The organism is Savagea serpentis (assembly GCF_015351395.1).
GTDB classification, from domain to species: Bacteria; Bacillota; Bacilli; order Bacillales_A; family Planococcaceae; genus Savagea; species Savagea serpentis.
This window is the reverse complement of sequence record NZ_JADKPV010000001.1, coordinates 450,108-472,769: the sequence shown is the minus strand read 5'-3', so window position 1 is coordinate 472,769 and position 22,662 is coordinate 450,108. Positions and strand designations below refer to the sequence as shown.

General features: G+C 40.4%; 23 protein-coding genes. 5 read left to right on the top strand and 18 right to left on the bottom strand.

The genetic code is table 11. From position 1 onward, the window contains the following. Positions 1-42: 42 nt before the first annotated feature. From IRY55_RS02400 to IRY55_RS02390, 3 genes are all read right to left on the bottom strand, one after another. A complete protein-coding gene (locus tag IRY55_RS02400; RefSeq protein WP_194561652.1) occupies positions 43-2,235 on the bottom strand; it encodes a peptidoglycan D,D-transpeptidase FtsI family protein in 2,193 nt (730 codons plus the stop codon). A 100-nt stretch (positions 2,236-2,335) separates the two neighbouring features. Then, entirely contained in the window at positions 2,336-2,938 is a 603-nt protein-coding gene (locus tag IRY55_RS02395; protein ID WP_194561651.1) for a superoxide dismutase, read from the bottom strand. 167 nt (positions 2,939-3,105) lie between these two features. After that, a complete protein-coding gene (locus tag IRY55_RS02390; protein ID WP_194561650.1) occupies positions 3,106-4,737 on the bottom strand; it encodes a Na/Pi cotransporter family protein in 1,632 nt (543 codons plus the stop codon). Positions 4,738-4,984: 247 nt separating this feature from the next. Here IRY55_RS02390 and IRY55_RS02385 point away from each other — a divergent pair, with 247 nt between their 5' ends. From IRY55_RS02385 to IRY55_RS02370, 4 genes are all read left to right on the top strand, one after another. Next, positions 4,985-5,497 (top strand): DUF1189 family protein, encoded by a 513-nt coding sequence (locus tag IRY55_RS02385; protein ID WP_194561649.1) that lies wholly within the window; start codon positions 4,985-4,987, stop codon positions 5,495-5,497. Positions 5,498-5,575: 78 nt separating this feature from the next. Further along, positions 5,576-6,688 (top strand): flavodoxin-dependent (E)-4-hydroxy-3-methylbut-2-enyl-diphosphate synthase, encoded by a 1,113-nt coding sequence (gene ispG, locus IRY55_RS02380; RefSeq protein ID WP_268920765.1) that lies wholly within the window; start codon positions 5,576-5,578, stop codon positions 6,686-6,688. Continuing rightward, on the top strand, positions 6,681-7,250 hold the full coding sequence (locus IRY55_RS02375) for a 5' nucleotidase, NT5C type (RefSeq protein WP_194561648.1): 570 nt from the start codon (positions 6,681-6,683) through the stop codon (positions 7,248-7,250). The genes ispG and IRY55_RS02375 overlap by 8 nt, the downstream gene beginning before the upstream one ends. A gap of 183 nt (positions 7,251-7,433) precedes the next feature. After that, entirely contained in the window at positions 7,434-7,688 is a 255-nt protein-coding gene (locus IRY55_RS02370) for a hypothetical protein (protein ID WP_194561647.1), read from the top strand. Between the two features lie 38 nt (positions 7,689-7,726). Here IRY55_RS02370 and IRY55_RS02365 read toward each other — a convergent pair whose 3' ends face one another. From IRY55_RS02365 to IRY55_RS02345, 5 genes are all read right to left on the bottom strand, one after another. Next, positions 7,727-8,137 carry a Fur family transcriptional regulator gene (locus tag IRY55_RS02365; protein ID WP_194561646.1) on the bottom strand — a complete coding sequence of 137 codons (411 nt, stop codon included), beginning with the start codon at positions 8,135-8,137 and terminating at the stop codon, positions 7,727-7,729. Further along, positions 8,138-8,992 carry a metal ABC transporter permease gene (locus tag IRY55_RS02360; protein ID WP_194561645.1) on the bottom strand — a complete coding sequence of 285 codons (855 nt, stop codon included), beginning with the start codon at positions 8,990-8,992 and terminating at the stop codon, positions 8,138-8,140. Beyond that, the gene (locus IRY55_RS02355) at positions 8,989-9,753 is read right to left on the bottom strand and encodes a metal ABC transporter ATP-binding protein (RefSeq protein ID WP_194561644.1); all 765 of its coding nucleotides are present in this window, start codon (positions 9,751-9,753) and stop codon (positions 8,989-8,991) included. Before IRY55_RS02355 ends, IRY55_RS02360 begins: the two co-directional genes overlap by 4 nt. Before the next feature lie 117 nt (positions 9,754-9,870). Next, entirely contained in the window at positions 9,871-10,767 is an 897-nt protein-coding gene (locus tag IRY55_RS02350; RefSeq protein WP_194561643.1) for a deoxyribonuclease IV, read from the bottom strand. Then, positions 10,757-12,058: a DEAD/DEAH box helicase gene (locus tag IRY55_RS02345; RefSeq protein WP_194561642.1), complete on the bottom strand. Its 1,302-nt coding sequence runs from the start codon at positions 12,056-12,058 to the stop codon at positions 10,757-10,759. Before IRY55_RS02345 ends, IRY55_RS02350 begins: the two co-directional genes overlap by 11 nt. A 139-nt stretch (positions 12,059-12,197) precedes the next feature. Here IRY55_RS02345 and IRY55_RS02340 point away from each other — a divergent pair, with 139 nt between their 5' ends. Continuing rightward, a complete protein-coding gene (locus IRY55_RS02340) occupies positions 12,198-13,172 on the top strand; it encodes a 4-hydroxy-3-methylbut-2-enyl diphosphate reductase (RefSeq protein ID WP_194561641.1) in 975 nt (324 codons plus the stop codon). A 79-nt stretch (positions 13,173-13,251) separates the two neighbouring features. Here IRY55_RS02340 and IRY55_RS02335 read toward each other — a convergent pair whose 3' ends face one another. The 10 genes from IRY55_RS02335 to IRY55_RS02290 form a co-directional block, all read right to left on the bottom strand. Next, positions 13,252-13,482: a YgaP family membrane protein gene (locus IRY55_RS02335; protein ID WP_194561640.1), complete on the bottom strand. Its 231-nt coding sequence runs from the start codon at positions 13,480-13,482 to the stop codon at positions 13,252-13,254. Positions 13,483-13,557: 75 nt separating this feature from the next. Continuing rightward, positions 13,558-13,998, bottom strand: a complete 441-nt coding sequence (locus IRY55_RS02330) for an NUDIX domain-containing protein (RefSeq protein WP_194561639.1) — start codon at positions 13,996-13,998, stop codon at positions 13,558-13,560. Between the two features lie 238 nt (positions 13,999-14,236). Then, the gene (locus IRY55_RS02325; protein ID WP_194561638.1) at positions 14,237-15,355 is read right to left on the bottom strand and encodes a Nif3-like dinuclear metal center hexameric protein; all 1,119 of its coding nucleotides are present in this window, start codon (positions 15,353-15,355) and stop codon (positions 14,237-14,239) included. Beyond that, positions 15,352-16,041: a tRNA (adenine(22)-N(1))-methyltransferase gene (locus tag IRY55_RS02320; RefSeq protein ID WP_328799602.1), complete on the bottom strand. Its 690-nt coding sequence runs from the start codon at positions 16,039-16,041 to the stop codon at positions 15,352-15,354. The genes IRY55_RS02325 and IRY55_RS02320 overlap by 4 nt, the downstream gene beginning before the upstream one ends. 67 nt (positions 16,042-16,108) lie before the next feature. After that, positions 16,109-16,789: a cytochrome c550 gene (gene cccA, locus IRY55_RS13570; RefSeq protein ID WP_194561637.1), complete on the bottom strand. Its 681-nt coding sequence runs from the start codon at positions 16,787-16,789 to the stop codon at positions 16,109-16,111. A 348-nt stretch (positions 16,790-17,137) separates the two neighbouring features. Further along, on the bottom strand, positions 17,138-17,713 hold the full coding sequence (locus IRY55_RS02310; RefSeq protein ID WP_194561636.1) for a hypothetical protein: 576 nt from the start codon (positions 17,711-17,713) through the stop codon (positions 17,138-17,140). A gap of 44 nt (positions 17,714-17,757) precedes the next feature. Then, positions 17,758-18,936, bottom strand: coding sequence for an RNA polymerase sigma factor RpoD (gene rpoD / locus IRY55_RS02305; protein ID WP_194561635.1), 1,179 nt, complete (start codon positions 18,934-18,936; stop codon positions 17,758-17,760). A gap of 22 nt (positions 18,937-18,958) precedes the next feature. Further along, positions 18,959-20,758 (bottom strand): DNA primase, encoded by a 1,800-nt coding sequence (gene dnaG / locus IRY55_RS02300; RefSeq protein WP_194561634.1) that lies wholly within the window; start codon positions 20,756-20,758, stop codon positions 18,959-18,961. Positions 20,759-20,880: 122 nt separating this feature from the next. Further along, positions 20,881-21,693 carry a pyruvate, water dikinase regulatory protein gene (locus tag IRY55_RS02295; protein WP_194561633.1) on the bottom strand — a complete coding sequence of 271 codons (813 nt, stop codon included), beginning with the start codon at positions 21,691-21,693 and terminating at the stop codon, positions 20,881-20,883. Positions 21,694-21,714: 21 nt separating this feature from the next. Then, entirely contained in the window at positions 21,715-22,344 is a 630-nt protein-coding gene (locus tag IRY55_RS02290; protein WP_235960999.1) for a helix-turn-helix transcriptional regulator, read from the bottom strand. Between the last annotated feature and the right edge of the window lie 318 nt (positions 22,345-22,662).

Sequence of the window (22,662 nt, the reverse complement as noted above, 5' to 3'; positions counted from 1 at the left end):
TGAAATCAAAAATTAAACCTTTGATTTCATGCGTTTTCTATTTTAATTTTTTTCTTCTAATTGTTCGATCGGTGGTAAAATTAAGCGTTCTACTTCTGACGTTTGCTCTTCCGTTGCCCGACGTTCTTTAATCGCGAAATAACTATCTAAAGCGCTGCGGACGAGATTATTTGTCGTTGCAGACGTTTGGAATGTATATTGTGTCGTTACGTGTGGAATGACGACCGCATAAGCCACTTCTGGATTGTCTGCCGGTGCATAACCGACGTGAGATAAACTAATTGTACTGCGCCCGTCTTTAAACGTCTCCGCTGTACCTGTTTTCCCTGCTGCTGTATATGGTGCGCCTTCCATTAAACGCGCTGCCGTACCATTTGCACCATAATAAACATAGTTCATCCCTTTTTTTACTTGCTCAATTTCTGCATCTGTATTTCCAATACGATTCAACACATTAATTGGTGTTTCTTGTAGAAGAGGGCCGAATTGAATCCCATCTACAGATGGTTCGCGTATTTCTTTCACGACACGTGGAGCGATGCGATAACCACCATTTGCAATCGTCGAAACATATTGCGCCATTTGTAAAGTCGTATACGTGTCATATTGTCCGATGGAAAAGTCCATCAGTTTCCCGACTGTTAACTCTGGACCTTTTACCCCTTCGACTTCTCCTGGTAAATCGATTCCGGTTCGAACGCCTAGCCCGAAGGATGCGAAATTATCACGGAATTTATCATAGGCGGTCGTATCAATTGATGAAGCACGTCCCGGTACATATTGTCCAAGCGATAAAGCAATTCTAAACATATAAACGTTGGATGAACGGCCAAGCGCCGTAACATCATCAATTGATACACGACCGAAACGGTTGAATAAAGAACGTTTCCAAATGCCGCCGACGCGCAAAGGCTCGTCAATTTTACGCTCGCCTAAGCGCACGACACCTTCATTATAACCGGTCAGCATCGTCGCTAACTTCACCGTAGAACCTGCTTCATAGGCAGCGGTGAATGTTCCATAGGCATAGTCTAAAATGTCCCACTTCCCTGTTTCTTCATTGCGGACAATTTGTTTTCCGACGAGTGCTAAAACTTCTCCGTTATTCGGATTCATCATCACGATAAAACCTTGATCTAATTTTGAAGCAGTAGAACTTTGTTTCAAATCACGCAATGTTTTTTCAAGCATTTGTTCTAATTCAAGTTCTAATTCACGGTCAACGGATAAGACGAGGTCTTTCCCTGGCTCTCCTTCATAAACAACTTCTGTCCCGATTACTTTTCCAGCACGATTTTTAATGTTTTTATGAACCGCTTTTTGACCCGATAATAAATCTTCGTATTGTTGTTCTAAATAACTCCGACCAACGCGGTCATTTCGAGAGTAACCACGTGATAAATAATAATCTAAATGAGATTTCGGAATTCCTTCAATTGGACTTGTCGTAGAGCCTAAAATCGCGCTTTTCGACAATTTAACGCGCGTCCAGTCCGTCGTCGTATTCACTCCAGGCAAATCGCTGAGGTGCTCAGAAACGACAGCGAATTCTCGCTCTGTGACTTCTTCACTTTTAACGATGGACGGAGAATACGCATATCCAGCCATCATTTCGCGATAAATCGCAAGCACTTTCAACTCTTCTGGTGTTAGAGAATCGAGTTCCTCTTCGGTAATGCGTTCACGTGTTAATTGGTTAATTTCGCGATCAATTTGCTTACTCGTTTTCTTTTTATCGCTCGAAATTTCTTTACGCTCTTCTTTTGGTACTTTTTCTGCTGCGAGTTCTGGATTCAGTAAAATCCAAAAGTCTCGCTTATCTGCGACAGTGACTCGACGATCATCCTTTTCAATATATGAAGCGAGTTTCTCGGCAATTTCCAGCATGCCATCTTCAGACGTTTGGTTGCCTTCTTTATCATAATTTGCACGGGCTTTCGTCTGGGTCGTCTTCGTATATGTAATCGCATTTTGTGGCTCATTATCGACGAGGACATGGCCAATCCGGTCATAAATTCGACCTCTCGGCATTGTCGTATTAATTGTAATCTCGTCAACACGTGCTAATTCTGCGACGAACTCTTCACCTTTCACAATTTGCAAATAACCTAAACGTAAAATGAGTGTCGAAAAAAGTAAGAAGACTGTGAAAAATAAAAAATTCACACGGAAGACGACTTGCTTACGTTGTTTTTTCTTTAGTTGTTTTCCTTGATTCGGTTGTTGGTTTTCCACAAAGTATCCTCCTTTTTCGTCATACTAGTCTATTATATATGAAAACATAAAGAAAGCACATAACTAGACGTCTAGTTATGTGCTAAAGTTTCATTTTAAATTATTTGCCGTAACGTTTTGCAACTTCATCCCAGTTTACTACATTCCAGAATGCTCCGATGTAGTCTGGACGACGGTTTTGGTAGTTGAGGTAATACGCGTGCTCCCAAACATCAAGTCCGAGAATCGGTGTTTTACCTTCCATAAGTGGTGAGTCTTGGTTTGGTGTACTCATGATGTCGAGTTTACCATTATCCAATACTAACCATGCCCAACCTGAACCGAAACGAGTCGTTGCAGCTTTTCCGAATTCTTCTTTGAATGCATCGAAGCTACCCCATTTTTCGTTGATTTCGTCAGCGAGAGCACCTGTTGGTTGTCCGCCACCATTTGGTGAAAGGATTTCCCAGAATAATGAGTGGTTTGCGTGACCACCACCGTTATTACGTACTGCTGTACGAATATCTTCTGGAATAGCATCCATATTTGAAATTAATTCTTCCACTGATTTAGATGCGAGATCTTCGTGACCTTCTAACGCTGCGTTAACGTTTGTCACGTAAGTGTTGTGGTGTTTTGTATGGTGGATTTCCATCGTACGTGCATCGATGTGTGGTTCTAATGCATCGTATGCGTATGGCAATTCTGGTAATTTGTAAGCCATTGTGTATTCCTCCTTGATAGTTGTTATAAATTTTTCCTACAGTTAAACTGTATCAAATTTGTGAACATTCTTCAATGAAAAGGCTCATTAATCGAATGTTTCCTACACTCTTCTCTTCCCGAATAAAAAAATCTGAAACCCTTTAAAAAAGAGTTTCAGATTGAATACTATCCGCGCTTTCCGAGCACCGCATCCGCAATGTTTACAGCGTGGTCTCCAATTCGTTCTAAATTCGAAACGATGTCGACAAAAATCATACCGGATTGTACCGAACACGAGCCTTCATTCGTACGAATGATATGATTTTTACGATATTTTCGTTCCATCTTATCAATTAAGTCTTCCTGCTCTGCAACTTTCTTCGCTAATTCGACATCATTTGTATTGAGTGCCTGAATCGCTTTTTCGACTGTTTCGATCGTCAATGTAAACATATTGTCTAAGTCTTCCATCGCATCGTCTGTCAAAACGACTTTATTCGTCTCGCGTAAATCGGTCAATTCAACGATGTTTTCAAAGTGGTCTCCAATTCGTTCAATATCTCGAATACTATCCATTAATAACGCATGTCGACTTGATTCAAGTGCCGAAATATTAACAGATGAAATATCAACGAGATATTTTGTGATTTCTCGGTCTAAGTTGTTGATGGCCGCTTCGATTTGATTCGCTGTTTCCGCATGTTGTTTATCGCCTGTTTTAACGTATTTATATGTCTCTTCTAAACCTTGTACGGCGTAATTTCCTGTGCGAATCAACTCTTCTTTTGCCTGTCCGATTGCTACAGAAGGTGACTGTTGAATGAAATGAGGGTCCAAATGTTTCGGACGATATTCAATCGTCACATCTTTCCCTGGAATTAACTTCGTCACAACATATGCCCAAACACCGATGAGCGGGAATTGAATCATCGTATTCGCAATATTAAACGAGCCGTGAGCGAAGGCAATTTGCATTTTTTCTTCTAAATTGAGCAAGCCAGATAACCATTCTACATATATTGTAAATGGTGTTAGTAATACTAAGAAAATAATCGTTCCAAAAATATTGAATAATACGTGTGTTGCCGCTGCACGACGCGCTGCGACAGATGCTCCAAGCGCCGCTAAAATCGCTGTGATCGTCGTTCCAATATTATCTCCGAACAAAATAGGCAATGCTGCTTTCAGATCGATTAAATGTTCGGAATACAAGCCTTGTAAAATCCCAACAGTCGCACTCGAACTTTGAACAATTAATGTAAAAATAGTACCCGCTACTACGCCGAGTAATGGATGTTTACCCATCGAGAGCGTAAATTCAGAAAATGACTCTAGTGTACGTAATGGCTTCATTCCATCACTCATCATTTCAAGCCCTAAGAAAAGTCCACCAAAACCGAAAACGACTTCCCCTAAATTACGAATTTTATCTTTCTTAAAAAAGAATATTAAAAATGAACCGACTGCCATAATTGGTAAAGCATAAGCACCGACGTCTAATCCGATAATAAATGCCGTGACTGTCGTACCAATATTCGCTCCCATAATGACACCAATTGCTTGACGCAAAGTCATAAACCCTGCGCTAACGAGACCGACTGTAATAACTGTCGTTCCCGAACTCGATTGTATTAATACGGTGACGATAATTCCGACGAGAATTCCCATGAACGGATTCGTTGTGAAGCGATCCAGAATTTCCCTCAATCTATCGCCCGCTGCTTTTTGTAGTCCATCTCCCATGTACTTAATTGCGAATAAGAAAATACCGAGACCACCAAAAAATTGAAACAGCATATGTTGCCAGTCGATTTCCATTTTGAACGTTCAACCTCCAATTAATTAAAAACATATCACCTTCAATTATGTAATGAATGTGAAAGGATTGTAAACATCTACCGCCTTATTTTTACACAGTATTTACAAAAGTAAAGTTTTCCGTCACGATTCTGTCGAAAATTTGGATATTTCTGCAGTTTTTCAATGCGTGACTCTCCTCTTCATTTAGTATACTTGATATGCTAACTTAACAATATCACGATTTTTGACATAGGGGAGGATTTCTTTGAATTTAAAATGGCATCAACTCTTTTTCGCTTCATTATATGAACCGAAAAAAATGGCTGCTTTCCGACTACTACCGATTGGAAAGGTATTTAAATATGTTTTTGTCTTCATTTTTTTATTCACTTTCATTTCTTTTGGACGCTTTTTATTTGGAGATATCGATGTTTTTGAAACGACAGAGGAAGTATTGGAATATGGTGAAACCCTCGGAGCTTTACGTTATCCTATCTCATTTATGCTTTCATTTACAATCACGGTCTTCTACATCTTCATTCGTTTATCGGCGATGGCTTTCATCGGCCTCGGGTTATTACGCATTATGAAACGCCGTGGAGAATATCGACACATTTGGCAATCGACGGCATTCGCTATGACCGTTCCTTTATTCATTCAGCTCATCTTTGAAGTTTTTCCGAGCTTACCTACTGAAGGAAAAGTCATTTCTTACATCGTTCATCTTCTATATATGTTTGCGATTGTGCGCTACTATCCGAAATTACCAAAACGATAGTTTCTAGATGATGTTCCTTGTATTTTGAAGGCATTCACTGATAAAATAGAGACACATAAGAAAGAAGGAGAGAACAACATGACTGAAATGATTCACCGTTCAAATACACGCCCTGTTAAAGTTGGAAACTTAACAATAGGAGGAAGTAATGAACTTTTTATTCAAAGCATGACAACGACTAAAACACATGATGTGGAAGCGACAGTGGCGGAGATTAAACGCCTCGAAGAAGCAGGCTGTCAAATCGTTCGTGTCGCATGTCCGGATGAGCGTGCTGCGCTTTCTATCGGTGCGATTAAAGAACAAATTAATATTCCACTCGTTGTCGACATTCATTTCGACTATAAATTAGCCTTAATTGCGATTGAGCAAGGGGCGGATAAAATTCGAATTAACCCAGGAAATATTGGACGTCGCGAAAAAGTAGAAGCAGTCGTCAATGCTGCAAAAGAAAAAGGCATTCCGATTCGTATCGGCGTCAACGCAGGTTCTCTCGAAAAGCATATTTTAAAAAAGTACGGCTATCCGACAGCGGATGGCATGGTCGAAAGTGCTTTACACCATATTAAAATTTTAGAAGATCTCGATTTTCATAATATTATCGTATCATTAAAAGCTTCTGACGTAGAACTCGCCATTGAAGCGTATAAAAAAGCGGCAGCCGCATTCGATTACCCACTCCACTTAGGAATTACAGAGTCAGGTACATTGTTCGCAGGTTCCATTAAATCAGCTGCAGGACTTGGTACATTGTTATCAGCAGGTATCGGGAACACGATGCGTGTGTCTTTATCGGCGGACCCCGTTCAAGAAGTAAAAGTCGCTCGTGAACTATTAAAAATCTTCGGCCTTTCATCCAATGCTGCGACATTAATTTCATGTCCGACATGTGGCCGTATCGAAATTGACTTAATTTCAATCGCGAACGAAGTAGAAGAATATATTTCAACGATTAAAGCACCACTCAAAGTTGCGGTTCTCGGCTGTGCGGTAAACGGTCCAGGTGAAGCGCGCGAAGCGGATATCGGGATCGCTGGAGCTCGTGGTGAAGGTTTACTCTTCATGAAGGGGAAAACCGTCCGCAAAGTTCCTGAAGAAACGATGGTTGATGAATTGAAACTCGAAATCGATAAATTAGCAGAAGAATACTTTGAGAAAAAACGTCAAGAAGAGGAAGCAGCAAATGACTAATTATCGCGCCAGACTCGGCATCGATATCGATGGTACGGTGACGAGCCCCGGAGCTCTTCTCCCTCATTTAAATAAAGGGTTCGGCTTAGAGTTGACACTTGCGGATATTCGTGAATATGATTTAACGAAAGCAGTAAATGTTGATCATGAGACCTTTGCCAAATGGTGGCATACAGTAGAGAATGACGTATACGCTACTTCTCCCGTTCACTCTAATGCTCAACAAATCTTGAAGCTATGGCAAAGTCAGTTTGAATTGCTCTACGTCTCTGCTCGCGGAACAGATTCATATGAAACGACAAAACGATGGTTTGAACAACATTTCATCCCATATGACGATATCCATTTAATCGGTAGTCATTATAAAATTGAGCAAGCTAAAAGATTACAAGTCGATGCATTTTTTGAAGATAAACATGATAATGCTGTAGACATTCATGAAGCTTTAGACATTCCCGTTCTTTTGTTTGATTCTCCTTGGAATCAAGAACCGATTCCAGACGGAGTCATTCGAGTTCATAATTGGTCTGAAGCGAATGAATGGATTCAAAAAAACTTTTAAAAAAGCCATTTCTACTAATTATTTTCAGTAGAAATGGCTTTTTTATGTTTTTTTATTAAATAGTTCTATATTCTTAATCTAAAATACTTGAATATTATCTTTTACTACCATAAAATAAACGATATCCCTTAAAAAATTAGTCTTTAATGACTATCCATTTTTTAGAAAGAAAGGAGTCTTCTTATGGATACAATTGACCTTGCCTCTGTAGAACATTTAAAAGATCAACTTGATTACTTACTCGATGACACGACTGAAGCTATCTTCTTCTATCATCAACGTTATTATCGCATTCATTCTATTCGAGCAAATATCATTTATTTAAAAGAAACAAATTGTTCAGGAGTTCCTCTCGAAACGGAAGATTTCTATCCTGTTGAATTAGAAACATTTAAAAAAGAAGCTCAGCTTGTCGCTATCGTGACTTTCACTGAATAAATAAAAAATCACAAGAGAAATAAATTCTCTCATGATTTTTATAAACAATTCGGACACATGCCATATATTTCAAACTTATGGTCTATAATTTGATGGTGTGGTAATGTCACTTCCATCATTTCCATTGGACAAAATGGAATATGCTCAGTCTTTCCACAATTGGTACAAATAAAATGATGATGATGACTTTCCACATCACATTGCATTCTAAAATGACGTTCTCCATTTAATTCCGTTTCTTCTAAAATAGACAATTCAGCAAATGTAGCGAGATTTCGGTAAATCGTGTCATAGCTTAATCCTGGATTGTCTTTCACTAGCTCATTACGCACTTCTAACGCGGTAATGTAGCGATCATGAGCCATAAAATACTCCAAAATTAATTCTCGATTCTTCGTTCGTTTAAAAGAATTTTTTTGCAATATGTTCCATGCTTCTTCTAAATTCATTTAATACCCCTCCCGACTTCTCATCATTCCGTTCACTTTTTTCCATAAAAGTACACAAACTAATAAAAATATCGAACAAACGACAATCGTTCCACCTGGTGCGATGTCTAAATAAAATGCAGCAATCAATCCGACGATGACAGCAATTTCCCCGAATAAAATCGACAGTCCGAGAGCCCCTTTAAAACTTTTCGCTAGTTGAATCGCAGCGGCTACTGGAATTGTCATTAAAGACGAGACGAGTAAAATTCCGACAATCCGCATCGACGCTCCGATCACGAGTGCGACAATAATCATAAATAACGGTTGCAAATAGCGACCTTTCACACCAGCAACGAGTGCATATTCGCTGTCAAATGATAATGTGAATAATTCTTTATAAAATAATCCGATAAATAAAATGACGACAATCGCAATACCAATAATGACATATAAATCAACACGTCCTACTGCCGAAACGGATCCGAATAAATAGCCAACAAGATCTGTGCTGAAACCTTTCGCAAGCGAAATAAAAATCGCTCCAAATCCAATACCTGCTGATAATATAATCGGAATCGCTAATTCTTCAAAGTCTTTATACGTTTTGCGAAGACGTTCAATTAAAAGTGAGCCGCCTACCGCCGTGCCGATTCCTAAAAAAATCGGATTAAGTGTGGCGAAAAAGGCGACTTGTTGGCTTAAATATAAGCTGCCTGCAATGCCGGCTAATGCCACATGACTCAATGCATCTGCAATGAGCGCTAATCTTCTCACGACGATAAAGAGTCCGAGGAGAGGTGCGATGATTCCGATGATGAGACCTGCCCATACTGCATTTTGTAAAAACTGATAATTGAGCAATGCTTCGATCATTCGGCACCCTCCTTTTGATGGACACGGCGCACTGGATGACCGTACCATTTCGAATATTGTTCATCATCCAATTGCTCGTATTGCTGTTGGCCGCCATGGAAATGCATCGTCTGATTTAAACAAGCGACATGGCTCGCTAAACTTGTGACGAGGTCAATCTCATGTGTGACGAGTAATATGGCAATGCCTTGTTGTTCATTTAAACGATGCAATAATTCATAAAACTTCTCCACATTTTGCTGATCAATTCCGACAGTCGGCTCATCCATAATTAAAATGCTTGGCTTGCTGACGAGTGCACGTGCGATAAAAGCGCGTTGTTGCTGACCACCTGATAATTGTCCAATCGAACGACCTGCGAATTGGTCCATTTGAACAAGTTGAAGCGCTTCATGTACTTTCACTTCATCCGCTTTTGTAAAACGTGAAAATAAACCTTTTTGACTGACGAGTCCACTGCGCACAACTTCAAATACAGTCGCTGGGAAACTCGAGTTAAAGGCATTTGATTTTTGGGATACGTATCCAATTTGATCGCGGTTTTTCAACTGTTGAATCGGCTCGCCGAACCATTCAATCTCCCCTTTTTGGACGGGGAGTAAACCGAGTAATAATTTAATGAGCGTTGATTTACCTGAGCCATTTGGACCGATTAATGCCCAAAATTCTCCTTCCTTTACCATTAGATCGATATTTTTTAAAACATCGACATCATGATATCGGTATGATACATTGCGTATATTAATTAACGTTCTCGCCATTTCACTGATCCTTTCAAAACGAAATGATTACGATTTATTATATCGCAATGCATGAAAATGTAAAGTGCTTTGCCTACAAAAAAGATGTGACGAGGAATTCCTCGCTACATCTTCCATTTAACGTAAAGCGTCGATTCGTGCTGCATCAAATTTTCGATTAAGCAACATATCAATTTCAATCGCATACGGCGCTTTTTTGTTTTTCTTATCTTCGCCGACATACGGCGTTTCTAAAATTTTCGGAATGTGACGGAACTCTTTCAAATGAATAATTTCCGCAAGTGGCTCAAAACCGATATGGCCAAAACCGATATTTTCATGGCGGTCTTTTCCAGCCCCACGCTCATTTTTACTGTCATTAATGTGCAATACTTTTAGACGGTCGAGTCCGATAATTTTATCAAACTCTGTTAACACGCCGTCTAAATCATGAACGATATCATACCCTGCATCATGTACGTGACATGTATCGAATGTGATGGAGAGACGTTCATTATTCGTCACACCATCAATAATACGTGCCAGTTCTTCGAAAGAACGGCCGATTTCCGTTCCTTTTCCAGCCATCGTTTCAAGTGCAATTTGTACGTCATGCTCATCTTCTAACACTTCATTTAATCCTTCGACAATTCTGGCGATGCCTGTATCAACACCCGCTCCGACATGCGCTCCTGGGTGCAGAACAATTTGCTTCACACCGAGCGCTGCCGTTCGTTCAATTTCACTTTTTAAAAAGTCGACACCGAGTCGAAACGTTTCAATCTTTGTCGTATTCGCAACGTTAATAATATAAGGGGCATGGACGACAACTTGTTCCATCCCGTGCTCTTTCATATGTTGTTGCCCTGCTTCAATATTCAATTCTTCAATCGGTTTACGACGTGTATTTTGAGGCGCACCCGTATAAATCATAAACGTGTTCGCTCCGTAACTCGCCGCTTCCTCACTCGCTCCGAGTAACATTTTTTTGCCACTCATCGAAACGTGAGAGCCGAGTAAAAGATTATTTTCCATAACGATTTGTTTTCTTCCTTTCTTTACGTTTAAAATCATCCATTTGTTGACGCATTTTTTTCTTGTATCCTGGTTTTACTTTTTTCGGTTTGCGCACGAAAGCACGCGCTTGTTTATCGATATCACGATCTTGACGTTCACGCTTTTTACGCGCATGACGCTTCGGTAACTCTTTCCATTCTCCCCCTTTTAATTCTTCATGGATGAATGGAACACCTAAGTCTTCAATAATATTGACGAGTTCTTCATCTTTCGGTTCATACAATGTGATTGCATGACCTTCTAAACCGGCACGTGCTGTACGACCGACACGGTGAATGAAAAACTCTGTATTTTGTGGGATTTCATAGTTGATGACATGGCTTACCCCTGGAATGTCGATTCCGCGAGCCGCTAAGTCTGTTGCGACAATGTATTGGAACTGTAAATCACGCACTTGCTTCATCATACGTTTACGTTCACGAGGGGATAAGTCACCGTGAATACGTCCTACTTTAATTTGATCGTCTGCTAACTGATCTGCGAGTTCATCTGCCGCTTCACGTGTATTTGTGAAAATGATCGCTAAATATGGATTCATCGATTGCATAATATCGAGCAATTTTTTATATTTGTTCGCGCTACGAACAGGCACTAATGAATAATGCATCCCTTCGCGCAATGATTTTTCACGACCGATTTGCACATGTTCTGGCTTTTCCATATATTTTGTTAAAAACGGTTTTAACTTTTCAGGAATTGTTGCTGAAAATACATACATCTCTAAATGTGCAGGCATGCGTTGAGCGAACTGATCAATTTCTTCGATAAAGCCCATATCAAACGATAAATCGGCTTCATCTATGACGAGCATCGGTGCTTCATGTACGAAGAGTGCTTGTTCTAATACGACATCTTTAATACGTCCTGGTGTCCCGACAACGATGTGGGGTTGCACTTTTAATTTGGCGATTTGACGCTGTTTGTCCGTGCCGCCAATAAGTGGCATCGTTCGAATTTCGGTTCCTTCTGTTAATTCTTCTAATGCTCGGTACAGCTGATCTGCTAATTCACGAGTCGGTGCTACAATGACAGCTTGAACGTGTGATTTTTCTGAATCGATGCGCTCGACGAGAGGAATTAAAAAGCTATGTGATTTCCCCGTCCCTGTATGCGCTTGGCCGATTGCACTCTTGCCTTTTAAAATGAGTGGAATCATCGCTTCCTGAATCGGTGTTGGCGTTTCGAATCCGATTCGTGCAATGGCTTCTTGTAAAAATGGTTGTAATGAAAACTGTTGAAATGTTGTCATCGTCTAGCCTCCTTAATCTTTTCATATTGTAACATCTTTCACCCAAGATGTATGCAAAAAGCTTATAGCATCCGTTCTTTGAATGAAGCGAAGGGTTCATGTATAATGAAAATACGATTATGTTAGAGGAGTGAATCGATTGAAAGTTATTAAAATTTCACCACGAGGCTATTGTTACGGTGTCGTCGATGCGATGGTGATCGCACGTAATGCAGCACTCGATAAATCATTGCCACGTCCAATCTACATTTTAGGTATGATTGTTCATAATAAACATGTGACCGATGCATTTGAAGAAGAAGGCATCATTACATTAGATGGGAAAGACCGTCTCGATATTTTAAATAAAGTCGATACGGGTACGGTCATTTTCACAGCGCACGGTGTTTCTCCACAAGTGCGTGAACTCGCACGCCAAAAAGGACTCGTTTCCATTGACGCAACGTGCCCAGACGTCACGAGCACACATGATTTAATTGAAGCGAAAACAAAAGAAGGCTACGAAATCATTTACATCGGGAAAAAGTATCATCCGGAACCAGAAGGCGCAATCGGAGTCGCACCGGACCGTGTTCACCTCGTCGAAACGATGGAAGACGTTGAAAAATTAACCGTGCAAAGTGATAAATTGTTAGTGACGAACCAGACGACGATGAGTCAATGGGATGTTGCCCATATTATGCAAGCATTACAAGAAAAATATCCGCATATCGAACAGCATCAAGAAATTTGTCTCGCGACACAAGTGCGTCAAGAAGCGGTGGCAGAACAAGCAGGCGAAGCTGATTTATTAATCGTCGTAGGAGATCCAAAAAGCAATAACTCAAACCGCTTAACGCAAGTGTCACACGAGATTGCTCATACGAATTCATACCGCGTTTCTGACGTTTCTGAAATCAACCCTGAATGGTTGGCAAACATCGAAACTGTCGCAGTAACAGCAGGCGCTTCTACCCCTACGTTAATCGTTCGTGAAGTGATTAAATATTTAGAGCAATTCGATCCTGAAGACGCAAGTACACACGAACCAGTAAGTACACTTGAATTAAGTCGTATTTTACCAAAAATTAAAAATCCTACACCTGTTGAGCGTATCGAACCGTACGACTCATAATTATATAAAAATGCCCAAGATTGAAAGGAAATTCCTTTAACCTAGGGCGTTTTTTTCGTTCATTTATTGGCGTAACGAATTACGAATTTGTTTTCATATCGCAAATTTTCTTCTCTTGAACACCTGCTTTTTTCAACATCATTTCCATCGGACAAATTCCTGTAACGGATGAAAAAATTAACATAAAACCGATAAATCCTGTGAAGTAACTCCAATTCGGATGATGAAGTTGACTTAAAATGACGCTCGCTAAAACGAGTACACCGACGAGCAGTCGAACTAATGAATTTTTACCTGATACGACAAACATGTATATACCCCCTTCCGTATATACATCATAAACTCTTTTCACAAAAAATACAAAAGTTTCATCTTTTCTTCACGTTTATCGAATGTAAGCACGTTCCGTTTCACTGAGCGCATCTTGCAGCCAGCGAGGATGCATCGGTAAAAGAGCAGTCGGCAATTGATCGATTGGGAAAAATCGCATGTCAAGCGATTCTTTACAGTCTGCTTGAATCGTCCCCTCTACAATTTTCGCTAAAAAACAAGTCGTAATGAAATGAACGACTCGGCCATCTGGGTAGTGAAATACTTGCGATGCGGGTTCTGAATATACGCCGACGAGTCGTTCAATGGAGATTTTTACATTCGCTTCTTCCCACACTTCTCGAATGGCTGCTTGTGCGACCGTTTCACCGATTTCAACATGGCCTGACGGAATTCCCCACTGTTTAACATCTGCGCGTTGTTGCAATAATACTTGCTGTTTCGTCTCGTCTAAAATGACGACAGCGACTCCTGGATACACTTGATCAATTTTCATCCTATTTTTCTCCTCCTCCATGATGAATGAACGCAAAAAAAGCCCGAAAAGAAAGAAACAGCGCATGTCAAATACGCTGAACCTTTCCCCTCGGACCTTTTATGTCAATAGGTGCCTTTCGCATGATGGCGAAAGAGATAGCCCTCGGTCCAGACCTCATACGAGCGGAACCCTAGCTACAATTTTCCAGTTCATTCTATCGTTAGGATACGATACATTTGCTCTTCATTCAAGCGCATTATAGGAAAGTGAATGTTTCGGTATTCACTTCAGACTGTAACCACTCGACTTCATATCCCGCTTCTTGGCATAATGTCTTCATTTTTTCAGCAACGCCCGCAATCATCACTTTCTCCGCATGATGTCCTGGGTCAATGATTGCTAAATGTAATTTTTCACAAGCTTGTGCTGTATGGAAATCCATATCGCCTGTCACATAGACGTCGGCCCCTTGTTGTTTCGCCTGATGAATATATTTAGAGCCAGAGCCACCGAGTACCGCTACTTTTTTAATAGAGCGTTCTACGTCACCGACGACACGCACAGCAGGGACGTTGAGCGCTCGCTTCGCATGCTCTGCAAACCCGCGTAATGTCATCGGTTCAGCGAGTGTTCCGATTCGTCCGAGTCCTTTTTCGTCCGTCTGTTGCGCAAGCGGAATGAGATCAAATGCTGGTTCTTCATACGGATGGGCTTGAAGCAATGCTTTCATGACGCGTGACTTCGAAAAGTGTGGGAGGATGACTTCGATGCGTACTTCCTCCACTTCTTCTGCTTCACCTGAGCGACCGATATGTGGTTTCGCACGTTCCGAAGGCGTAAATCGGCCTGTCCCTATCATTTCATAACTGCAATGCGTATATTCGCCGATTTCTCCTGCTCCTGCATCACCGAGCGCTTGACGAATGGCTTCGGCATTTTCAAGCGGTGCGAAGACAACGAGCTTATACAAATCTTCCCCGTAACTTTTCATAAGAGGTGTCGTATTTTCTAATTGTAAGGCGTCCGCCATTAAATCATTAACGCCCCCTTCCGCTACGTCTAAATTCGTATGCGCCGCGTACACTTGAATGTCATGTTTAATACATTTCTCCACGATGCGTCCTTCCGGTGTGTCGGTCCAGACGCGTTTTAACGGACGGAAGAGCAAAGGGTGATGAGCGATAATGAGCTCAGCTCCCCGTGCAATCGCTTCATCAACAATGCGCTCATCGACATCTAAACTAACGAGCACTTTCGTTACTGAACGGTTTAATTGTCCGACTTGTAAACCGACAGGATCCCAATCTTCCGCATAACGCTTCGGTGCCCATGTTTCAAACAATTGAATGATTTGATGACCGTTTACTTGTTTCATTTGGCGATCACTCCTTCAATATTTGCTAATTCTTGTTTTATTTTTTCACTACGACGTTCATTGTCTTTTGTTTTTTGTGCTTTTTGTAATGCTTGTAAAATGTTGCGCTTTGCATTTGCTTCGCGTTGCCACTTTTCGATAAAAACATCATTTTTTTCACGCATTAAATACGGGCCGAATTGTAATTCATCCTCATCATACGTCGCTCGACCGCGCTCTAATACGACAATTTCATAAATTTTCCCATCTTCTTTCATAATCGCTTCATTCACAATTTTCCATTGTTTGTTCACTGCCCATTCTCGAATCGGGCGAGCGTGAATATTCGGCTGTGCAATAATACGTTCAACTGTCGTAAGATGCTTTTCGCCACTTTCTAAAATTTGAGCGATCAGTGGACCTCCCATCCCCGCAATCGTCACCGTATGGATATTGTCTTCTTTATGAATCGCTTGTAAGCCGTTCGCTAGACGAACTTCTATTTTGTCTGAAAATCCACGCTCTCGAACTGTTCGTTGCGCCGATTCAAAAGGGCCTTTTACAACTTCTCCCGCTACCGCATGTGTAATTTGATTACGCTCTACTAAATAACAAGGTAAATAAGCGTGGTCACTTCCAATATCAGCCATACTGACTCCTTCTTGTACGTAAGATGCGACACATCGTAATCGTTTCGATAATTCCATGATTTTCAGCCTCCTTTTATGTGAAAAAACCGTTAGTGAAAGTTCACTAACGGTTCATTTGTCGTTCTTATTTTAAAGATAAGATGTATTCAGCGAATCCATCAAGATCTTCGTCAGCGATCATACCGCCTGGCATACCTGGTGCGCCGTTTTTAATAACGTCTTTAATTTCGTCAGCTGAGAGTGATGTTCCAACTAATGCTGGGCCAACTCCGCCTTCTAAATTACCACCGTGACATCCGATACATGATGAAGTCATACCTTCATACTTACCTGCATCTGCAGTAGCTGTTTCTTCTTCAGCTGGCTCTTCTGCTGGTTCTTCTTCAGTTGCTTCTGGCTCTTCCTTTGCGTCTTCTTCAGTCGCTGCTGGTTCACCGTCTGCACCTAAGCTTAAAATGTACTCAACGAATTCATCCATGTTTGCTGCTGGAACGAGTCCTGCTGGCATACCGTCTGCACCGTTTGTAATAACGTCAGCGATTTCGTCAGCTGAAAGTGATGTTCCTGCTAATGCTGGACCAACGCCACCTTCAAAGTTTCCACCGTGACATGAAATACATTTTCCTTGAGCGAACTCTGCTGGATCGAAGTCGTCTGTTGAAACTTCTTCACCGTTTTCGCCTTCCTCGTTTTGTTTAGCAATGTCCGCCTTTTGGTCAACGCCAATTAAAGACATGAAGAAAATTAATAAGATTCCCATGCTAAATGTAATGAGGTAAGGAACGATAGGATTTGTCTTTTTCATTCAGATTACCCTCCCTTATTCAGGATTCTATTCTGTATATGATACAGTTTACAATCCTTATTGTACCGCATAAGTAGCGAAACGAAAAGAGGAATCCACATAATAATTTCGTTTTCCCCATTTTCCGTTCACTTCTTGTAACAATTCGCTTTCAATTTTTCATTTTAGCGTAATTGTTCTCTTTCACACTACATTCCCTTTTTCCTCGCGTATACTATCGTCCACAAGCTTGATTTCAACTCTTTTTTCTTGCTTTCTCTTTTCACTCAAAAAAGAGGAAAGTCCTTTTAAAAGAAAACTGGACATTTGTGAAACTTTTGTGAACATATAATCTTTTTCTAGGCACTTTTATAAAACGAGGAAAATACCAATTAACACTAACCCAACATACCCCGAAATTGTAAAAAATAGGAGTTGATGTTTTCGACCGATGCCGAGCCAAAGTACGCAATTTAAAATGAGCAGTCCAATTAAAATAAATGTATTGCTAGGAAAAAAAGCATCCCAACTATGTAAAGATACCGATAGTAATAATAAAGAGGCGATCGCAAATAAAACAGGACGCGCATCATTATCTCCTTTATTAAAAAGCTTGCCACCGACGAATAAAAATAGTGCGAATAACGTGACAAAGCTAGTCATCAACACTTGTTGATCCGGTAATAAAAATAAGCTTACTAGTAAAGCCGCTCCTATTATGCCAAGCCATAGGACGCGATTCCACATTTTAGATTTTTCTTGTTCTTTTAATGAATCTTTCACCGTAATTTCTTCAGTCTCTTTTTCGTCTCCTTGTGAATATAAGGCGAGTAAAAAATCACAATATTGATCAGGCAACAACTTTGATTGCTTCCAATATTTTATTTCAGCAACGATGATTTTTTTACGTTGCTCATTCATACGGTCCACTCCTACTCTAATCATAGTGAATCACCCTCACTTTACTCATAAAGTGAGGGTGATTTTTTCTATTCTAAAAAGTCTTTCAAACGTTTGCTACGTGATGGATGACGCAATTTACGCAATGCTTTTGCTTCAATTTGACGAATGCGCTCACGAGTAACACCGAAGACTTTCCCGACTTCTTCTAATGTGCGCGTGCGACCATCATCTAAACCGAAACGAAGTCGAAGGACATTCTCTTCTCGGTCTGTCAATGTATCTAGCACATCTTCTAATTGTTCTTTTAACAATTCATAGGCTGCGTGATCTGCTGGAGATTGCGCTTCAGAGTCTTCAATGAAGTCACCTAAATGAGAATCATCTTCTTCTCCGATCGGCGTTTCTAAAGAGACCGGTTCTTGTGCAATTTTCAAAATTTCACGTACTTTTTCAGCCGTTAATTCCATCTCTTCTCCGATTTCTTCAGGAGTCGGTTCTCTTCCTAAATCTTGAAGTAATTGACGTTGTACGCGAATTAATTTATTGATCGTTTCCACCATATGAACAGGAATACGGATTGTACGTGCTTGGTCGGCAATCGCCCGTGTAATCGCCTGACGAATCCACCATGTTGCATACGTACTGAATTTGAACCCTTTGGTATGGTCGAACTTTTCAACTGCTTTAATAAGTCCCATATTTCCTTCTTGAATCAAGTCTAAGAAAAGCATACCGCGACCGACATAACGTTTCGCAATGCTGACAACGAGACGCAAGTTCGCTTCTGCTAATTTTTTCTTCGCTTCCTCACCGCGCACGATGACGAGGTCTAACTCTTCATCGAAATGATTCGGATCTTCTTCACGCAGTTCAGCAAGCTTCTCTTCTGCTTCCATTCCTGCCGCAATTTTAATCGCGAGTTCGACTTCTTCGTCCCCTGTCAATAAATCGACACGCCCAATTTCTTTCAAATACATACGCACAGGGTCATTAATTTTTACACCAGGAGGAACGCTTAAATCTTTCATATTGAATTTTTCTTTTTTCTTGTCATCATCTTCTTTCGTTGATTCGTCCTCATCTTTACGATTCAACTCAATGCCCGCTTCTTCCACATCATCTAAAAATTGTTCAAATTGTTCCGGCTCCATTTCAAATTGTGCAAGTTCTTTCGTCACTTCATCCAGTGTTAACTCACCATTTTTTTCGCCTAATTCTAACAATGTTTTTTTCGCTTCGTCCAATGTCAATTCTTTCTTTGTCATCGTTGTTCCTCCTTATTCACCGTTACGGCGTGATTGATTTTTTTAATTCAATCACTTCTTGAATGAGCGCCAATGCTCCTTCATAATCCTGTTGTTGTTCTAATTGTTTTGACTGTTGAATTTTATCATCTATTTGTTCAGCTATTTTTAATTTCTTTAAATGTTGAATACAGTCTTTTACTTCTTGATCGGTATCATCGTCCGCTCGCTCATAGGCGATACAAAACATTGCTAGTTCACGCAATTCACGCTCTTCGATTTGCTCGGCAAAACTTTGTGCAAAAGAATCCCCTTCCCCTTCATAGGTTTCATAATGAGCGGCTAATCGTACGAACAATGTCGTAAAATCATCGTCTATAAAAATTTCAATCCCCTCTTGGATAGCGAGATTGAATAAAGAACGTTCGTGCAATAGATGGGAAAATAATAACACTTCCGATCTTCTTTTTTTTCGCTTCGTTTCTGGTACGATGCGCGCCGTTTCAGTAGGTTGACGCTGTGGAGCTTGATGCGTTGTCAATTGCGCTAATTTTTCCCGCAATGTCGTTTCATGCACCGTCGTCAATTCAGCAAGTTGTTGAATGATTAAATCGCGTTCGATAATAGAACGGCGTTCTGCTAATTCAACGAGCACTTCATGAATGTACTGCTCTACTTCGTAATCGAGCGACAAATTTTTACCACGCCTAGCGTATTGTATCATAAAAGACATAAAAGAATGCGACATCTCCAAAATTCGCTCTCTAAATTGTTTACCCCCATATGTTTTAATGTAATCATCAGGGTCCATATTTTGAGGAAGTATCGCAATCGTCGCTTCCATTTTATGCTCTGTCGCAAATTTAGCAAAGCGATAGCTCGCTTCCCAGCCTGCATCATCTCCATCACAACAAATGATTAAGCGATTCGTTAAACGACGCATTTGAATAATATGCTGTTCTGATAATGCGGTTCCCATAACAGCGACCGTTTCATCGATACTTGCTCGTTCTGCGGCAAGCGTATCCATAAACCCTTCGAATAACACGACTTCATTCGCTTTTCGGATAGAAGATTTCGCACGATCTAAATTATAAAGCAATTGATTTTTTTTGAAAATTGGCGTTTCTGGACTATTTAAATATTTCGGAGCGCCTTCTTTTTTTTCAATAACGCGCCCTGAAAAACCGACCACTTCACCACGTTCGTTGCGAAGTGGAAACATAATTCGCTCCCGAAACCGATCATAGTATTGATCATGGTCTTCATAATATGTGAGAAGTCCGCCTTCAGCGAGTAAAGGTAAAGGATAATCATCTTGTAAAACATGGAGTAAACTATCCGATTGATTCAACGTCCAACCGATTTGATGTTCAATCAACTGTTCCTCGGTAAAACCACGCTCATATAAATAGTGGAGTGCACGCTCCCCTTCTACTGTATTCATTAAAAGGTGATGGTAAAATTGAGTCGCTTGTGCATGTGCCGCTTTCAATAACTTTTCGGACTGTGAGTCTTCCTGATGTCGCGCACTGCGTTGTCCTTCTTCTATATCGAGCTCCATTCCTAATCTGCCTGCTAGTGTAGCGACTGCATCGACAAAAGTTCGATGTTCCAATTCCATTAAAAAAGAAATCGCATTGCCACTCGCACCACATCCGAAACAATGGTAGAGTTGCTTATCTTCTGAAACAGAAAATGATGGAGACTGCTCATCATGAAAAGGACAAAGACCGAACCAATTTTTTCCCCTCTTTGTCAGTTGAACATGTTCACCGATGAGGTCGATTATGTCCGTTTCTTTTCTAATTCTTTCAATGACGACTTCATCTATTTTTGACACGTTGTTCAACTCCTACTTCCTTTTCATATATACTATTACGCCATTCATCATAAAAATCCTTTTTATTTTTTGAACAAAATGAAAACTAACCGATTCGAATCGGCTAGTTTTCATTTGTTTAATTATTTCAACTGTTCAATTTGATCTAAAATAATATTTGCTGTCTCTTCTACTGCACGATTCGTTACATTAATAACACGGCATCCAACACGCTCAACTACCTTTTCAAAATGTTCAATCTCTTGTTCGATTCGCGAGACTTTCGCATAACTCGCATCGTCTTTTAAACCTAATGCAATTAAACGCTCTTTGCGAATGAAATTTAACTTTTCTGGTGAAATGACGAGGCCGAAACAACGAGCAGGATCAATTTGCAATAGTTCTGCTGGTGGCTCTACTTCTGGTACAAGTGGAACGTTCGCAACTTTATATCGATGATGTGCTAAATATTGAGATAACGGGGTTTTAGAAGTACGTGAAACCCCTACTAAAACGATATCCGCTAATAAAATACCTCGCGGATCACGACCGTCATCATATTTTACCGCAAATTCAATCGCTTCAATTTTTTTGAAATAGTCATCGTCTAATTGACGGACGAGTCCTGGTTCTTCAAACGGACTCTCTTCTAAACGTCCTCCTATCATATCGACGATCGGCCCAATTAAATCGATCGCTTGAACACCGTTTTCCATCGCGTAATGTGCCATACCTTCACGCATTTCAGACTTCACTAAAGTATGAACAATGAGCGCCTTTTGTCTTTGAGCTAAAAGTGCAATTTCCTCGATTTGTTTTAAATTATCAACATTTGCAAAACGCTTCATCACAACTGTATCGACATCATGACGAAATTGGCTAATCGCTGCCTTTGCGACGAGATCAGCCGTTTCTCCGACAGAGTCAGAAACGATAAACATCGTTAATGGCGTCATCGTTTTCGCTCCTCTCCATAGCTATAAATCATATTCTTCTCCGAGCGCGACAAACGCACCCGTAATATTTGTCTTTGTTATACGGCCGATGACTTCCAACCCTTTCTCGCCTTGTTCCGTGACAGGCAAAGCGTCAATTTGGTTATCAATCATCTTTTTTGCCACCTGTAATAACGAGTCATGCTTCGAACAATGCGTAATATTCGGCATACGTGTCATGATGACATTGACTGGAATTTTATCCATATCAACCCCACCGATACTTGACCGTAATAAATCTTTTCTCGATAATACACCCGCTAAACAGTGGTGATCGTCCACGACAAAAAGGGTGCCGACGTCTTCTAAAAACATTTGACAAATCGCATCGTACACCGACATATTCTCATTTACAACGACAGGAATCGATTGAAAATCTCCCACTTTCATATCGACCATACCGTCTGCCATCGATTGTGCTATTTTTTTACCTGAATAAAAGTAACCGACACGCGGACGCGCATCCAAAAAGCCAGCCATTGTCAAAATTGCTAAATCGGGTCGAATTGTAGCACGTGCCAGATCGAGACGTTCCGCAATTTGTTCTCCTGTGATTGGACCGTTATATTTCACGATTTCCAAAATTTTTGTTTGGCGCTTATTCAGTTCCAATGTGAAACACCGCCCATTTATATGATAATTGCTCAACTAAGTTGAACGTGTTTTCCGTAATAAAAAATTTTCCTATACGAATAGGCCATCCCTATTATCCATCGGTTTTTGACCGAAAATTTATGTTGAAACAAATTTTTACAAGAAGACACGCTTTCTTTTGTGTACGATTAATTATACCATAATGGCTAAAATGTAGCTCAGTTTTAACTTGTTTCTTTATGAAAACAACGCGACTTGTCATTTTCAAAAAATCATGCTATAGTATAGGCTGTTCAAGTGATGAACGGTCTATAAGTAACAATCGACTTAAAAGCG

Coding starts and splice junctions, on each gene's coding strand:
- IRY55_RS02390 (WP_194561650.1), bottom strand. CDS start 4,737: ATGGAAATCGACTGGCAACATATGCTGTTTCAATTTTTTGGTGGTCTC.
- IRY55_RS02335 (WP_194561640.1), bottom strand. CDS start 13,482: ATGTTTGTCGTATCAGGTAAAAATTCATTAGTTCGACTGCTCGTCGGT.
- cccA (WP_194561637.1), bottom strand. CDS start 16,789: ATGAAAAAGACAAATCCTATCGTTCCTTACCTCATTACATTTAGCATG.
- IRY55_RS02370 (WP_194561647.1), top strand. CDS start 7,434: ATGGATACAATTGACCTTGCCTCTGTAGAACATTTAAAAGATCAACTT.
- IRY55_RS02325 (WP_194561638.1), bottom strand. CDS start 15,355: ATGAAACAAGTAAACGGTCATCAAATCATTCAATTGTTTGAAACATGG.
- IRY55_RS02310 (WP_194561636.1), bottom strand. CDS start 17,713: ATGATTAGAGTAGGAGTGGACCGTATGAATGAGCAACGTAAAAAAATC.
- IRY55_RS02375 (WP_194561648.1), top strand. CDS start 6,681: ATGACTAATTATCGCGCCAGACTCGGCATCGATATCGATGGTACGGTG.
- IRY55_RS02330 (WP_194561639.1), bottom strand. CDS start 13,998: ATGAAAATTGATCAAGTGTATCCAGGAGTCGCTGTCGTCATTTTAGAC.
- rpoD (WP_194561635.1), bottom strand. CDS start 18,936: ATGACAAAGAAAGAATTGACATTGGACGAAGCGAAAAAAACATTGTTA.
- IRY55_RS02320 (WP_328799602.1), bottom strand. CDS start 16,041: ATGGAATTATCGAAACGATTACGATGTGTCGCATCTTACGTACAAGAA.
- IRY55_RS02345 (WP_194561642.1), bottom strand. CDS start 12,058: ATGACAACATTTCAACAGTTTTCATTACAACCATTTTTACAAGAAGCC.
- IRY55_RS02365 (WP_194561646.1), bottom strand. CDS start 8,137: ATGAATTTAGAAGAAGCATGGAACATATTGCAAAAAAATTCTTTTAAA.
- IRY55_RS02355 (WP_194561644.1), bottom strand. CDS start 9,753: ATGGCGAGAACGTTAATTAATATACGCAATGTATCATACCGATATCAT.
- ispG (WP_268920765.1), top strand. CDS start 5,576: ATGACTGAAATGATTCACCGTTCAAATACACGCCCTGTTAAAGTTGGA.
- IRY55_RS02360 (WP_194561645.1), bottom strand. CDS start 8,992: ATGATCGAAGCATTGCTCAATTATCAGTTTTTACAAAATGCAGTATGG.
- IRY55_RS02350 (WP_194561643.1), bottom strand. CDS start 10,767: ATGGAAAATAATCTTTTACTCGGCTCTCACGTTTCGATGAGTGGCAAA.
- IRY55_RS02395 (WP_194561651.1), bottom strand. CDS start 2,938: ATGGCTTACAAATTACCAGAATTGCCATACGCATACGATGCATTAGAA.
- IRY55_RS02295 (WP_194561633.1), bottom strand. CDS start 21,693: ATGACGCCATTAACGATGTTTATCGTTTCTGACTCTGTCGGAGAAACG.